General features: G+C 68.0%; 17 protein-coding genes. 7 read left to right on the forward strand and 10 right to left on the reverse strand.

All coding sequences use genetic code 11. The annotated features are described in order from the left end of the window. Position 1: 1 nt before the first annotated feature. Together katG and ASG69_RS10125 are read right to left on the reverse strand one after the other, a co-directional pair. Positions 2 to 2182, reverse strand: coding sequence for a catalase/peroxidase HPI (katG, locus tag ASG69_RS10120; protein WP_027505407.1), 2181 nt, complete (start codon positions 2180 to 2182; stop codon positions 2 to 4). A 92-nt stretch (positions 2183 to 2274) separates the two neighbouring features. Continuing rightward, positions 2275 to 2679, reverse strand: a complete 405-nt coding sequence (locus tag ASG69_RS10125; protein WP_037185410.1) for a Fur family transcriptional regulator — start codon at positions 2677 to 2679, stop codon at positions 2275 to 2277. Positions 2680 to 2838: 159 nt separating this feature from the next. On the opposite strand from ASG69_RS10125, the gene ASG69_RS10130 reads away from it, so the two are divergent. Further along, the gene (locus ASG69_RS10130) at positions 2839 to 3180 is read left to right on the forward strand and encodes a nitroreductase/quinone reductase family protein (protein ID WP_056444488.1); all 342 of its coding nucleotides are present in this window, start codon (positions 2839 to 2841) and stop codon (positions 3178 to 3180) included. On the opposite strand, the gene ASG69_RS10135 is transcribed toward ASG69_RS10130, so the two are convergent. From ASG69_RS10135 to ASG69_RS10155, 5 genes are all read right to left on the reverse strand, one after another. Beyond that, positions 3181 to 3516 carry a hypothetical protein gene (locus tag ASG69_RS10135; RefSeq protein ID WP_027505404.1) on the reverse strand — a complete coding sequence of 112 codons (336 nt, stop codon included), beginning with the start codon at positions 3514 to 3516 and terminating at the stop codon, positions 3181 to 3183. 346 nt (positions 3517 to 3862) lie between these two features. After that, positions 3863 to 4063, reverse strand: a complete 201-nt coding sequence (locus ASG69_RS10140; protein ID WP_027505403.1) for a hypothetical protein — start codon at positions 4061 to 4063, stop codon at positions 3863 to 3865. A 5-nt stretch (positions 4064 to 4068) separates the two neighbouring features. Continuing rightward, positions 4069 to 4692, reverse strand: coding sequence for an FKBP-type peptidyl-prolyl cis-trans isomerase (locus ASG69_RS10145; protein WP_155956988.1), 624 nt, complete (start codon positions 4690 to 4692; stop codon positions 4069 to 4071). Between the two features lie 15 nt (positions 4693 to 4707). Continuing rightward, a complete protein-coding gene (locus ASG69_RS10150) occupies positions 4708 to 5184 on the reverse strand; it encodes an SRPBCC domain-containing protein (RefSeq protein WP_056444490.1) in 477 nt (158 codons plus the stop codon). Continuing rightward, positions 5181 to 5525, reverse strand: coding sequence for an ArsR/SmtB family transcription factor (locus tag ASG69_RS10155; protein ID WP_056444493.1), 345 nt, complete (start codon positions 5523 to 5525; stop codon positions 5181 to 5183). The genes ASG69_RS10150 and ASG69_RS10155 overlap by 4 nt, the downstream gene beginning before the upstream one ends. A gap of 114 nt (positions 5526 to 5639) precedes the next feature. On the opposite strand from ASG69_RS10155, the gene ASG69_RS10160 reads away from it, so the two are divergent. Genes ASG69_RS10160 through ASG69_RS10170 form a run of 3 tightly spaced genes read left to right on the forward strand, consistent with a single transcriptional unit; the run spans position 5640 to position 7867 of the window. Then, entirely contained in the window at positions 5640 to 6203 is a 564-nt protein-coding gene (locus ASG69_RS10160; RefSeq protein WP_027505399.1) for a dihydrofolate reductase family protein, read from the forward strand. 12 nt (positions 6204 to 6215) lie between these two features. Beyond that, complete coding sequence (locus ASG69_RS10165; protein ID WP_082544462.1) at positions 6216 to 6680, forward strand: dihydrofolate reductase family protein; 465 nt, start codon at positions 6216 to 6218, stop codon at positions 6678 to 6680. Continuing rightward, on the forward strand, positions 6677 to 7867 hold the full coding sequence (locus tag ASG69_RS10170) for an FAD-dependent monooxygenase (protein WP_056444496.1): 1191 nt from the start codon (positions 6677 to 6679) through the stop codon (positions 7865 to 7867). Before ASG69_RS10165 ends, ASG69_RS10170 begins: the two co-directional genes overlap by 4 nt. Here the strand turns inward: ASG69_RS10170 and ASG69_RS10175 are convergent. The 3 genes from ASG69_RS10175 to ASG69_RS10185 are packed head-to-tail and all read right to left on the reverse strand — an operon-like array spanning position 7858 to position 9315. Then, positions 7858 to 8271 carry a VOC family protein gene (locus tag ASG69_RS10175; protein ID WP_027505395.1) on the reverse strand — a complete coding sequence of 138 codons (414 nt, stop codon included), beginning with the start codon at positions 8269 to 8271 and terminating at the stop codon, positions 7858 to 7860. The genes ASG69_RS10170 and ASG69_RS10175 overlap by 10 nt on opposite strands. A gap of 10 nt (positions 8272 to 8281) precedes the next feature. After that, positions 8282 to 8725, reverse strand: coding sequence for a helix-turn-helix transcriptional regulator (locus tag ASG69_RS10180; protein ID WP_056444499.1), 444 nt, complete (start codon positions 8723 to 8725; stop codon positions 8282 to 8284). 11 nt (positions 8726 to 8736) lie between these two features. Beyond that, entirely contained in the window at positions 8737 to 9315 is a 579-nt protein-coding gene (locus ASG69_RS10185) for a TetR/AcrR family transcriptional regulator (RefSeq protein WP_056445136.1), read from the reverse strand. Positions 9316 to 9431: 116 nt separating this feature from the next. On the opposite strand from ASG69_RS10185, the gene ASG69_RS10190 reads away from it, so the two are divergent. The 3 genes from ASG69_RS10190 to ASG69_RS10200 all read left to right on the forward strand — a co-directional run bounded on the left by ASG69_RS10190 (position 9432) and on the right by ASG69_RS10200 (position 12769). Beyond that, on the forward strand, positions 9432 to 10817 hold the full coding sequence (locus tag ASG69_RS10190) for a cytochrome P450 (protein ID WP_056444502.1): 1386 nt from the start codon (positions 9432 to 9434) through the stop codon (positions 10815 to 10817). Positions 10818 to 10842: 25 nt separating this feature from the next. Next, positions 10843 to 11397 carry a TetR/AcrR family transcriptional regulator gene (locus ASG69_RS10195; protein ID WP_027505391.1) on the forward strand — a complete coding sequence of 185 codons (555 nt, stop codon included), beginning with the start codon at positions 10843 to 10845 and terminating at the stop codon, positions 11395 to 11397. Between the two features lie 91 nt (positions 11398 to 11488). Further along, positions 11489 to 12769 carry a lipase family protein gene (locus ASG69_RS10200; RefSeq protein WP_056444505.1) on the forward strand — a complete coding sequence of 427 codons (1281 nt, stop codon included), beginning with the start codon at positions 11489 to 11491 and terminating at the stop codon, positions 12767 to 12769. Positions 12770 to 12838: the final 69 nt, after the last annotated feature.

Here is a 12838-nt window from a genome sequence, read left to right on the forward strand (position 1 = left end):
ATCAGGCCAGTTCGAAGCGATCCAGCATCATGACCTTGTCCCACGCGGCGACGAAGTCCTGGACGAACTTGTCCTTCGCGTCGTCGCAGGCGTACACCTCGGCGATGGCACGGAGTTCGGAGTTCGAGCCGAACACCAGGTCGTTACGGGTGCCGGTCCACTTCGTCGCACCGGTGGCAGCATCCTTGGCCTCGTAGATGCCGTCCTCGGACGTGGGAACCCACTCGGTGCCCATGTCGAGGAGGTTCACGAAGAAGTCGTTGGACAGTGTGCCGACCTTGTCGGTCAGAACGCCGTGCGACGAGTTCTGGTAGTTGGCGCCGAGAACACGCAGACCACCGACGAGGACGGTCAGCTCGGGTGCGCTGAGCGACAACAGGTTCGCCCGGTCGACGAGGGAGTACTCCGCCGGCAGCTTCTGGCCCTTGCCGAGGAAGTTACGGAAGCCGTCGGCCTTCAGCTCGAGGTCCGAGAACGAATCGACGTCCGTCTGCTCCTGCGTGGTGTCCATGCGGCCCGGGGTGAACGGAACGCTGACGCCCGATGCCTTCTCGAGTGCCGCGACGCCGCCGAGGACGACGAGGTCGGCAAACGACACCGTTCCGGAGAACGACTCCTGGATGCCCTCGAGCACGCGGATGACCTGTGCCAACTCGTCAGGCTCGTTGACCTCCCAGCCCGCCTGCGGCTGCAGGCGCAGGCGACCGCCGTTGGCGCCGCCGCGCTTGTCGCTGACGCGGAAGGACGATGCTGCGGCCCACGCGGTCGAGATGAGCTGCTCGGTGCTCAGTCCGGAATCGAGGATGGTGGACTTGAGCTCGGCGATCTGTGCATCGTCGATCAGTTCGTGGTCGACGGCCGGGATCGGGTCCTGCCACAGCAGGGTCTCCGACGGCACCTCGGGTCCGAGGTACCGGCTGACCGGTCCCATGTCGCGGTGGGTCAGCTTGAACCACGCCTTCTGGAACTCTTCTGCGAGCTCCTCGGGGTGGTCGAGCCAGCGACGGGTGATCTGTTCGTAGATCGGGTCGACGCGCATCGCGATGTCCGAGGTCAGCATCGACGGGTGGCGACGCTTGGTCGGGTCCGCGGGATCCGGAACCAGGTCCGCGCCCTCACCGTTCTTCGGACGCCACTGATGTGCGCCGCCGGGGCTCTTGTAGAGCTCCCACTCGAAGCCGTAGAGCGTCTCGAGGAAGGTGTTGTCCCACTGCGTCGGGGTCGGGGTCCAGATGACCTCGAGGCCACTCGTGATCGCGTCCGCGCCGACACCACTCTGGAAGCTGTTCTTCCAGCCGAGACCCATCTGCTCGATCGGGGCGCCCTCGGGCTCGGCTCCGATGTGCGCATCGGGGTCGGCCGCACCGTGGGTCTTGCCGAAGGTGTGTCCGCCGACGGCCAGTGCTGCGGTCTCGACGTCGTTCATGGCCATGCGGCCGAAGGTCTCGCGGATGTCCAGTGCGGACTGCACGGGATCCGGGTTGCCGTTCGGGCCTTCGGGATTGACGTAGATCAGGCCCATCTGCACGGCTGCCAGCGGGTTCTCGAGGCTCGTTCGATCACCGTCGTAGCGCTCGTCGCCCAGCCAGGTCTGCTCGGGGCCCCAGTAGACGTCCTCGTCCGGCTCCCAGGCGTCGACGCGACCGCCGGCGTAGCCGTAGGTGGGCAGTCCCATGGACTCGATGGCGACGTTGCCTGTCAGGACGATGAGGTCGGCCCAGGAGAGCTTGCGGCCGTACTTCTGCTTCACGGGCCAGATCAGGCGACGGGCCTTGTCCAGGCTCGCGTTGTCCGGCCAGCTGTTCAGCGGTGCGAAGCGCTGCATGCCGGCTCCGGCTCCGCCGCGTCCGTCCTGCTTGCGGTACGTGCCGGCTGCGTGCCACGCCATACGGATGAAGAAGGGGCCGTAGTGGCCGAAGTCCGCGGGCCACCACGGCTGCGAGTTCGTCATGACCGCTTCGATGTCGCGCTTGACCTCGGCGAGATCGAGCGAGTTGAACTCGGCCGCATAGTCGTAGTCGGCGCCCATCGGATCGCCGACGGCGGGGTTCTTCTTCAGGATCTTGAGGTTCAGTGCCTTGGGCCACCACTCGTGGTTGGTGCCACCCTCGACCGGCATCGGCATCTTGTCGTGCATGACAGGGCAGCCGCCGGACGCGTCCTGCGGCTGGTCCTGGTTCATCTCTTTTTCGCGTGTTGTGTGGTCCTCGGACACGAGTTTCCCTCCAAGAGAAGATGAATGAACTGATTTCGCGGCGCCTTCGCGCCTCGAGATCAGGGGCTGACGCTGGTGGAGCAGTTCTCGCACAGGCCCCAGTAGATGACCTCTGCCTCGTCGACGACGAAACCATGGGCCTCCGACGGAGTGAGGCACGGAGCCTCGCCGACGGCGCATTCCACGTCGGCGATGGTGCCGCACGCGCGGCACACGACATGGTGGTGATTGTCGCCGATTCTGCTCTCGTACCGCGAGACCGAGCCGGACGGCTGGATGCGCCGTACCAGTCCCGCGGTGGTGAGAGCGTGGAGCACGTCGTACACGGCCTGGCGGGAGACATCGGGCAGGGTGGCCCGAACGGCTCCGTAGACGGTGTCGGTGTCGGCGTGCGGATGTTCGTGCACCGCGTCGAGCACCGCCAGACGGGGGCGGGTGACTCGGAGCGCGGCACCACGCAGCATCTCCGGGTAGTTCGACGATGGGCTCACGTCGAACAGTATGCACGACTTTTCTGGAATGAGTCAGGAAACGGGGCGCGAACACCGGTCGAACGGCGTGTCGTCCGGCCCCCGCGGGGGCATGATGCGAGGCGACATCCAACGCTCGCAGGGGGTACGAAGATGACCGCGTTCCAGACCGTCGCCAACGCCGCGAACCAGGTCGTTCGACCGCTGATGCGACTGCCTGTGCTGTCCGCCGTTCTCGGGCGTGGCCTGGCCACCATCACCTACACCGGCCGACGGTCGGGCCGGACCATCTCGCTGCCCGTCTCCTACCGGCGATCGGGCGACAGGGTCACCGTGATGGTCGCGGCACCGAGCCAGAAAGCCTGGTGGCGCAACTTCCATCCCGACCCCGCCCCGGTGACCGTCGACATCGCGGGGGACCAGCATCGGGGGAGCGCACAGGCGGTGGTCTCCGACAAGGGGGGCGTGCGTGTCGTGATCACCCTCGACAGCTGATCAACGGAGTACGACGAGCTGCTGGGTCGCGCGGGTCATCGCCACGTAGCGATCGACGGCGCTGTCCGCACTCGACCGGTCGACGAGATCGAACCCGAGGCCCTTCGCCGATCGTGCGCTCGACGATCGGATCCTCGCGGTGTCCGGTAGAGACGGCATCCCGATGACGCAGGCCACACCCTCACTCGTCGCGGCCCGCTCGTCCAGCACCGCCGCCAGGTCGTCGACGTCGGCGTGCCGGACGCCCACGCCGGTGGTGCGCACCGAGCGTGGCACGAGCGCGGCGCGCGCGCATCGCCGTCGCCCGTGGATCGCCGAGGCGGCGACGAGCGACATCGAGGACCGGGAGATCTGCTGTGGTCCAGGGGGACCCGACGTTCCTGCGGACCGCCGCCCTGTCATCGTCGTCGAGCCAGGGTGCGCAGTGGCGTAGGTACGCCGGCACAGTCCAGAGGTCGGCGACGAGATCGGGAGCATCGATCACCGTCCACGACGACTCCACTCGGTCGCAGAGCTCGTCGATTTCACGCAGCGACGACGCCAGCTCGCCGGCCGACACGTTCGCGACGAGGCGGTCGACGAGGATCTCGCCCAGAACCGCCCAGATCTCCTCTCGCGCATCGTTGTGCGGAGTCTCCGCCTGCGGTGCCGCAGTGCCGCGTCGATTCTGGCGAGGTTCCCCTCATCGCCGATCGTCGCGTGCCTCGGCCAACCGCCTGATCGCGGACGGCCCCACTCCGTGTAGCGCGGACAAAGTCGCGAGGTTCGCCGGGAGGTCGTGCACCGTGCGATACCCCGCGTCGATCAACGCACCGGTCGCCGGCCGGCCGATGCGGACACCGTCGAACAGCGGTCCGCGGTCGACCGGCACGTCCCTCGTCATGCTGCTCAGCTGACGCCGAGAACCTTGATCGCGAAGATCAGAGAATCGCCCTGCTGGATGCCCGCGCGCGGCTGACCGTTGGGGTAACCGTCCGCGGAGGTCACCGCGACGCCGATCGTCGATCCCACGGTCTGGCCGGCGATGGCCTTCTGGAAACCGGCCACGACACCGTCGAGGGGGAATTCGACCGGGGCGCCGCGCTCGTAGCTGCTGTCGAAGGTGGATCCGTCGCGTCCGTTGACGCCCATGTAGCAGACGGAGACGGTGGCGTCCGCCGCGACGACGGGGCCGTCGCCGGCCTGCAATGTCTGCACCTGCGTCTCCGCGACGCTGAAGGGTGCCTCGACGGTGACCAGGGGAGCGGCATCGTCGGTGGACCCGGTCACCGCGATGCTGCCCGTGTCACCGTCGAGGTCCCACTCGGCCGCGGCACCGGACTCGGGCGCCGCGGTGGGGCACGACTCGGCAGCTGCGGTCGACGACGACCCCGCGGACGAGGATGCGGCGCTGGAGGAGGTGGCGGCAGATGGCGTGTCGTTGTCGGAGCTGCATCCGGACAGCACCAGGACGAGCGACGCGGACGAGGCCAGCAGGACACCGAGGGTACGAGAGGAGTTCACGCCCGACACGCTACAGCCGCCCGACTACTCGACCAGCCGGGCGAGTGCTGCGGTGACCGAGCCCCACCCTTCCGCGAACCCGAGGCTCGCGTGACGATCGCGTGTCGTCGGATCTCCGTGGCGGACGACGGCTCGGTAAGCAGTGCCGCGCGGGTGGTCGGTCAGCGTGATCTCCGCTGACATCGCGACCGGCTGCGGCGACGCGGGGCGCCACCCGCTGTCGAGAGTGTTGGTGAACACCAGCCGGGTGTCGGGCTCGACGACGAGGAACACGGCGTCGGTGTGGGGCACGAATGTCGTTCCGTCGTCGCTCATCTCGGTGACGAACGCCCCGCCCGGTCGCACCTCCAGGTGGTCCACCCGAGTGACGGTGGGTGCCGGTGTCCACCACTGTGACAGCAACGACGAGTTCGTCCATGCCTCCCAGATGCGGTGACGAGGAGCCGCGATGACGCGATCGAGTACGAGGTCGAGGGCAGGATCGATCGGGAGCGCGGTCATGAGTCTTCTTCCGTCGGAGTCGGGGAGGTGACGAGTTGTTCGAGCCGATCCGTGCGGCTCTCCCAGAGGTGTCGTTGATCGTCGAGCCAGTCCTGGACGAGGTCGAGTCGTTCCCTGTGCAGAGTGCACGTCCGGACGCGTCCTACTTTGGCCGTGCGAATGAGCCCGCTCGACTCGAGACTGCGGACGTGTTTGAGGAAGGTGGGAAGCGCGATCGGGAACGGCGCCGCCAGTTCACCGACGCTTGCCGGACCGGCACCGAGACGCCGGACGACTGCTCGCCGCGTCGGATCTCCGAGGGCGGTGAGCACGGCGTCGAGTTCTGCCGTATGGTTAGCCATAAGGGTAAGTATTACAGGCGATCCGGGGTGTGGCGCAACCGATGACTTTCGACGTGTGCGTCGGTCAGAGTGTTCGTGGGCCGACCAGCGCCCACGGGGAACGAAGGAGTGCACATGCGCACGTTGATCGTCACCGCGTTCGTCTCGCTCGACGGCGTGATGGAGGCGCCTGGTGGAGAGGCCGGATACCGCAATGCGGGCTGGACCTTCACGGACGTCGAATTCGACGAGGCCGCGTACGAGATCAAGGGGCGGGAGCAGGGGGAGGCCGCCGCACTGCTGCTCGGTCGCCGATCCTACGAGGCGTTCGCGCCCGTGTGGCCCACGATGGAGGACTTCGCCGGATACAACGCCATGCCGCGGTACGTGGTCTCGACGACGCTCGACGATGATGATTCGCGTTGGCCTGCAACGGTTCTTCGATCACTCGACGACGTCGCCGCGCTGAAGGAGACCGAGGGCGGACCGATCCTCGTGCACGGGAGCGCGACGCTGGGACGTGCGTTGGCCGACGCCGGGCTGGTCGACAGATACCACCTGCTGGTGTTCCCGTTGCTGCTCGGCGCCGGACTGCGCCTGTTCAGCGACACGGACAAGGACACCACGGTGCTGACGCTCGTCGAGCACGAGGTCTACGGCAACGGTGTCCAGAAGCAGGTGTTCGATGTGCGCCGCTGACGGGGAAACGTCATGCGGACACTGAGATTCGCAATGAACGCGAGTGTGGACGGTTACGTCGCGGCGCCCGACGGCGACCTCGGCTGGAGCGTGCCGAGCGACGAGGCGTTCCAGTGGTGGTCCGACCGCGTCGACTCGACGGGCCTCACGCTCTACGGGCGGAGGCTGTGGGAGGCGATGAACGCGCACTGGCCGACGGCCGATCGGCGGCCAGGGGCGACGCCCGCGCACGTCGCGTACGCCCGTCGGTGGCGCGACATACCCAAGGTGGTGTTCTCGTCCACCCTGGACGCGGTGGAGGGCAACGCGCGGCTCGGGGGCGGGAGATTCGCAATAGTTGACATAATGTCGATTATCGGCACAATTTGGCATCACCTGGAACCCTGCCTGAGCGTCGCACGTCGACCGACGTACCGTCGGTCGACGAAGTCCTTCCTGTACCTCACAGGTAGTGAGCACGGAAGGCGAGGATCGTGACTGCAGAACGACGCGTACTGATCACCGGGGCCAGCATCGCCGGCCCGACCCTCGCGTACTGGCTCGCGAGGTCGGGTCGTGCCGTGACGGTCGTCGAGCGCGCTCCGTCGCCTCGGCTCGGCGGGCAGAACATCGACATTCGTGGTCCCGGCCGCGAGGTCGTACGCCGCATGGGTCTGGAGGACGCTCTCTTCGCCGCGACCACGACGGAACAGGGCACCCGGTTCGTCGATCGACGGGGCGCGACGATCGCGGCGTTCCCGGCCGGTACGGCGGACAGCGGAGGCGCGACGGCCGAGCTGGAGATCCTCCGCGGCGAACTCGCGCGCATCCTCGTCGACGCGTCGGGACCGGACGTCGAATACCGCTACGGCGACCGGGTCGTGGGCTGCGATCAGGACGCCCACGGTGTCGACGTGACGTTCGAGCACGGCGCTCCCGAGCGCTACGACCTCGTGGTGTTCGCCGACGGAGTGCGGTCCGGGAGCCGGGAGATCGTCTTTCCCGGCGAGGCCGTCACGCGAGATCTCGGGCTGTTCACCGCCTACGGGGTGCTCCCCCGCACCTCGGACGACGATGCATGGTGGCGCTGGTACAACGCGACCGGCGGACGTGTGGCCGGCTTGCGCCCGGACAACCAGGGCACCACGCGCTTCAGCCTGTCCTGGTTGTCGGGGCCGACCGGCCTCGAGCGGGCAGGGCAGTCGGAGGTCGTCGCCGCCCTTCGGACGACGTTCGCCGGCGCCGGCTGGGAGACTCCCCGCATCCTGGAGTCGCTCGATTCCGCCTCGGAGCTGTACGTCGACCGTCTCGCTCAGGTGCGCGCCCCACGGTGGTCGTCGGGCCGGGTCGCGATGGTGGGCGACGCGGCCTGGTGCGCGACTCCCGTGAGCGGGATGGGCACGACACTGGCCATCACCGGTGCCTACGTACTGGCCGCCGAACTCGCCCGCACCGATGATCACCGGGCCGCGTTCACGGCGTGGGACGCGCGGATGCGGCCCTTCGTCGACACGGTGCAGTCGCTGCCGCCGGGAACGCCGAGGCTGGCGCACCCGAAGACGGCAGTGGGGCTCGCGGTCTTCAACTCTGCTGTGCGACTGGCCGGTTCGGCGCCGGTGCGAGCGCTGGCCGGCAGGTTCGGCGGCTCGGACGACGCGAACCTCGATCTGAGCGACTACCGCTGACGCTGCTGGATGCGGATCAGGTTGCCCGCGGGATCACGCACCGCGCAGTCCCGGATCCCGTAGGGCTGGTCGGTCGGTTCCTGCACGATGTCGGCATCCGCGGCCTGGAGTGCATCGAAGGTCGCCTCGAGGTCGTCGCTCGCGAGCAGGATGCCGCCGTACGTGCCCTTGGCCATCATCTCGGTGATGGTGCGGCGCTCGTCCTCGGTGATGGCGGGGTCCACCGCGGGCGGTGTCAGAACGATGGCGGTGTCCGGCTGCCCGGGCGGGCCGACGGTGAGCCACCGCAGGTTCTCGTACCCGACGTCGAGGCGGACCTCGAAGCCGAGAAGGTCGCGGTAGAAGGCCAGTGCGGCCTCCGGATCGTCCTGCGGGAGGAAGCTGGAGGCGATGGTGAGTGTCATGGCGACGACACTAGGTTCGCCTTACGCGGTCCGCTTCTCGATTCCTGATCGGTCGGGTGACCACCTTCTCGACACACGACGGCGCGCCGACCTCCGTGGACTGGTTCTGCTGCCGATACGCGGACGGGGACAGTCCGGTCAGTTCGGAGAAACGGGTACTGAAGGTGCCCAGTGAGGAGCACCCCACCGTGAAGCAGATCTCCGTCACCGACCTCTCCGACCCCCGGAGCAGCGCCATGGCTCGTTCGATGCGCCGCGTCATCAGGTACGCGTAGGGCGACTCTCCGTACGCGGCGCGGAACTGCCGGCTCAGGTGCCCCGCGGACATGTGCGCGTCGCGCGCCAGGGTCTCGAGGTTCAGTGGCGTGGCGTACTCGCGGTCCATTCGATCCCGTACTCGACGGAGACGACGCAGATCGTCGAGGTGTCGCGAGTCCGCACCGGTGTCGGTCACGCGTCCTCCTCTCAGGAACGGCGCAGCAGTCCGTGCAGTGCGCGCATGCAGAGATCATGCACCTCGTCGGCCGAGATCGACTGCCGATCCACCCAGTCCACGCACACGGCGCGAACGAACGACACCCACCCGGCCACGGCCACCCGCGTCACCTCGTCCGCGCCGTCGTCGGGTCCCAGAGCCGCCAGGATCCGTTGCTGCTGCGTCTCGAACTCGGCCGTGAGGATCGCCTGGATACCGACGTCGCCCGACATCGTTCCTCGATTGATGGCCCGTAGTCCGTGAGCGTGATCGGTGGAGTATCGGATGTAGGCGCGCAGTCCGGCAGACACCTGGTGCTCGACGGGCAGCGTGGTGTCGGGAGCCGTGATCTCGACCATCCGAGCGGATTCGAGCCGGATGATGTCGGCGAAGAAATCCCTCTTGGACGAGAAGTAGTGATACATCAGCCCACGCGAGACGCCGGCCAGGTCGGCGACCTCCTCGATCCACACCTCGTCGTAGGGCCGTTCCGCGAACAGTCGTGACCCGATCTCGAGCAACTGGTGCCGACGCTGATCGGGTGACAGGCGTTTGCGGGGAGAGGTCATGACCTGCGCCATGTTACGGGACTGCTCGTGATACTTGACACGCGTTCAGTAGGGGGTACCGTCCGCTGTTGTATCCCGGTTCAGTACGCCGGCCACCCACGCGAAAGGGTCCGACCGTGGTCACCACGATCTCGTCCACTTCTCCGCTTCCCCATCCCCCTCGACGACTCCCGGTGCTGGGCGACGTGCTGGGCGTACACGCGAGCACCCCGGTGCAGGACTCGGTGGCGCTGGCCGCGCAGCTGGGCCCCATCTTCGAGCGGGTGGTCCTGGGGCGCCGGTTCGTGATCGTGTCGGGCGCCGATCTCGTGGAGGAACTCAGCGACGAGTCGCGGTTCGTCAAGCACGTGGCACCCGCGGTCGCCGGACTTCGCTCGATCGGCGGGGACGGACTGTTCACGGCGTACTCGCACGAACCGAACTGGCGCAAGGCCCACGATCTCCTCCGGCCGGCGTTCACGCAGTCGGCCATGCGGAGCTACCACGACATCATGGTGGACGTCGCCGGACAGCTGGTGTCGCACTGGTCGTCCCGTGATCGGGTCGACGTCTCCTCGGACATGACCAAGTTGACGCTTGAGACCATCGGCCGCACCGGGTTCAGCTACAGCTTCGACTCGTTCACCCGCGCCGAGACGCACCCGTTCGTCCGGGCCATGGTGCGGACCCTGCAGCACAACCAGCGCCGCGCACTGCTGCCGCTCCCCGTCGTCGGCGACCTGGTGTTCCGGCGTCGCGAACGGCGGAACAATGCCGACAAGGCCTTCATGGCCGAGCTGCTCGACGACATCGTGCGGGCCCGCCGGGACGGTGAGACGAGCGGCGACGGCGATCTGCTGGACATCATGCTCCAGGCGGCACGCGACGGTGATCCCAACGCGCTGGACGAGGTGAACATCCGGCATCAGATCGTCACCTTCCTCATCGCCGGACACGAGACGACCTCCGGCTCACTGTCGTTCGCCCTGTACTACCTGTCGAGGCATCCCGAGATGTGGGCTCGGGCGCGTGCGGAGGTGGACGAGGTGTGGGGTGCGGACACGCCGTCCTTCGAGCAGGTGGCGAAGTTGCGCTTCGTCCGACGGGTTCTCGACGAGGGACTGCGCCTGTGGCCGACGGCCCCCGGTTACGCGCGGGAGGCACGCCACGACACGACGGTCGGCGGGCGTCCCATGGCAGCGGGCGACTGGGCCCTGGTGCTCATCCCCGGTCTGCATCGCGATCCCGTCTGGGGGCCGGATCCCGAGGTGTTCGACCCGGACCGCTTCCTGTCGGCGAACGTGCGGGCCAGGCCGCCGCACGCCTACAAGCCGTTCGGCACGGGCGAGCGTGCCTGCATCGGGCGCCAGTTCGCTCTCCACGAGTCGCTGCTGGTGCTGGGCACGATCCTCCAGACCTTCGACGTCGCTCCCGATCCGGGCTACGAGCTCGCCATCGAGGAACGCCTCACCCTCATGCCGGCCGGGTTCGAGCTCGAGGTGGCTCGGCGCGACCGCAGCTGACGTGAGGATCCCGCACACTGGTCCCATGCGATCGAGCGGCAAGATCATGGAGGCCACCCTCGAGGTGATCGCGGAGCACGGTTTCGACGGCGTCACCATCGCGGGTGTGTCCGCCGCTGCCGGGGTCTCCCGACAGACCGTGTACTCCATCTTCGGCACGCGCGAGGTGTTGGTGACCCGCACGATGGAGCATTTGGCGGTCGAGGTCATGACCGAGATCCGGTCGCGCCTCGACGGCCCGGAGACCGTGCGCGACTACGTCGTGGAGATGGTGATCGGTGGTCGGCGGGCGGTGCGCGACATTCCCGCGATGGGAGCGCTGCTGCGGTTGAACGGCATCAACCCGGTGCTGCATCCCGATGTCGTCCAGCACGCCATTCCCGTCGTGCGAGATCTACTGTCCCCGCTGACCGCACTCGACCCTCGGGTCGCGGAGGTGTTGGACGACATCGTCCTCATCACCACTCGTCTCGGACTGTCCGTCGTGCTCTTCGACGATCCGTCCATCGCGGACGACGACGACCTCCGCGCCTTCCTCCTGCGGTGGCTCCCGGCGTCGATGACCGTGCCGCCGGAGTGACGAGCTTCACCTCGCGACCTTGACACCTGGTGCCGCAACTGTCTAACTTCAGGGCGCCTGCCGGGGGGTCCGCGCAGCGGGAAGGAAGTCGATGACACTGTCACGCAGTCTGATCGTCGGAGCGGTGCTCGTGGCGTTGGTCGGTGTCGCACCCGCACTCGCCGACGCAGCCCCCGGTGACGACTTCTACTCCCCACCGACGGACGTCGCGGGTGCGCCGGGCACGGTGCTCCGCACCGAGCCGATGTCGCTCTTTCTCGCTGCGCCGGGAGTGGACGGTCGCTACCCCGCCACCGCGCAGCGCGTCATGTACACCTCGCGGACCGAGAACGACGAGCCCGTCGCGGTGACCGGAACGTTCATCGACTCGGCCGTTCCCTGGCGCGGCGCCGGCCCCAGACCCACCGTCGTGGTCGCTCCGGGAACGGTGGGGCAGGGCGACCAGTGCGCGCCGTCGCGGGCGTTCCCGCTCGGGCTGAATCTGACGACGGACCCGCTGTCCCTCTCGGCGAACCAGGAACTCGTGTCGTCGACGCTCTGGGGGTCGATGGGCGCGCGCGTCTTCGTGACCGACTACATCGGTCTCGGCACGCCGGGGTTGCACACCTACGTCAACCGGCCGGAGGAGGCGCACGCGGTGCTCGACGGCGCGCGAGCGGCGAACGCGCTGACAGGCGACCCCGACTCCCCCATCGGTCTCTGGGGCTATTCGCAGGGCGGCGGCGCCACCGCCGCCGCGGCCGAGTCGGCGGCGAGTTACGCACCGGAACTGAACATCAAGGGCACCTGGGCGGGCGCACCGACGGCCGACCTGCTCGACGTGCTGAACACGGTGGACGGCACTCTCATCGGCGGCGTCATCGGGTACGCACTGAACGGAGTCCTCGAGCGGAACCCGTCGTTGCGGGCCCGCGTCGAGGAGCGCGTCTCCGATCACGGCAAGACGGTGCTGAACGACCTGTCGACCCAGTGCATCGCCGACACGATCCTGACGTATCCGTTCCTGCGCACCGAGACGCTGACGAAGGACGGTCGCTCGATGTCGGAGAACCTGAGATCTGTGCCCGAGGCCGGTCCCATCTTCGAGAAGCTGCGTACCGGCACCCTGCGGCCGTCGGCCCCGGTGTTGATCACCAGCGGCATCAACGACGACACGGTGCCGTACGGGCAGGCGCGGGAGTTGGCGGAGGAGTGGTGCGGCCAGGGTGCGTCGGTGACGTTCCGGTCGAACCCGCTGCCGCCGATCCTGCCGGGTGCGGTGCTGCCCAACCACTTCGGTCCGCAGATCATCGACGGCTACGGCGGTGCGGCCGCGGCGTACCTGATGGACAGGTTCGCCGACGTACCCACCGACGGGTGCGACATCGCCTGACGGTCGGTTCGGGTCACCGACCACGGTCGGCTCGGTCATTGTCGCGGACGGCGATCAGCCATAGTGTCA

The organism is Rhodococcus sp. Leaf225, assembly GCF_001426145.1.
GTDB lineage: Bacteria > Actinomycetota > Actinomycetes > Mycobacteriales > Mycobacteriaceae > Rhodococcoides.

Bases quoted from the DNA above. Each gene is read 5' to 3' on its own strand.
- katG (WP_027505407.1), bottom strand. From the start codon at position 2,182: ATGAACCAGGACCAGCCGCAGGACGCGTCCGGCGGCTGCCCTGTCATG.
- ASG69_RS10125 (WP_037185410.1), bottom strand. From the start codon at position 2,679: ATGCTGCGTGGTGCCGCGCTCCGAGTCACCCGCCCCCGTCTGGCGGTG.
- ASG69_RS10130 (WP_056444488.1), top strand. From the start codon at position 2,839: ATGACCGCGTTCCAGACCGTCGCCAACGCCGCGAACCAGGTCGTTCGA.
- ASG69_RS10135 (WP_027505404.1), bottom strand. From the start codon at position 3,516: ATGTCGCTCGTCGCCGCCTCGGCGATCCACGGGCGACGGCGATGCGCG.
- ASG69_RS10140 (WP_027505403.1), bottom strand. From the start codon at position 4,063: ATGACGAGGGACGTGCCGGTCGACCGCGGACCGCTGTTCGACGGTGTC.
- ASG69_RS10150 (WP_056444490.1), bottom strand. From the start codon at position 5,184: ATGACCGCGCTCCCGATCGATCCTGCCCTCGACCTCGTACTCGATCGC.
- ASG69_RS10155 (WP_056444493.1), bottom strand. From the start codon at position 5,525: ATGGCTAACCATACGGCAGAACTCGACGCCGTGCTCACCGCCCTCGGA.
- ASG69_RS10160 (WP_027505399.1), top strand. From the start codon at position 5,640: ATGCGCACGTTGATCGTCACCGCGTTCGTCTCGCTCGACGGCGTGATG.
- ASG69_RS10165 (WP_082544462.1), top strand. From the start codon at position 6,216: ATGCGGACACTGAGATTCGCAATGAACGCGAGTGTGGACGGTTACGTC.
- ASG69_RS10175 (WP_027505395.1), bottom strand. From the start codon at position 8,271: ATGACACTCACCATCGCCTCCAGCTTCCTCCCGCAGGACGATCCGGAG.
- ASG69_RS10185 (WP_056445136.1), bottom strand. From the start codon at position 9,315: ATGACCTCTCCCCGCAAACGCCTGTCACCCGATCAGCGTCGGCACCAG.
- ASG69_RS10195 (WP_027505391.1), top strand. From the start codon at position 10,843: ATGCGATCGAGCGGCAAGATCATGGAGGCCACCCTCGAGGTGATCGCG.
- ASG69_RS10200 (WP_056444505.1), top strand. From the start codon at position 11,489: ATGACACTGTCACGCAGTCTGATCGTCGGAGCGGTGCTCGTGGCGTTG.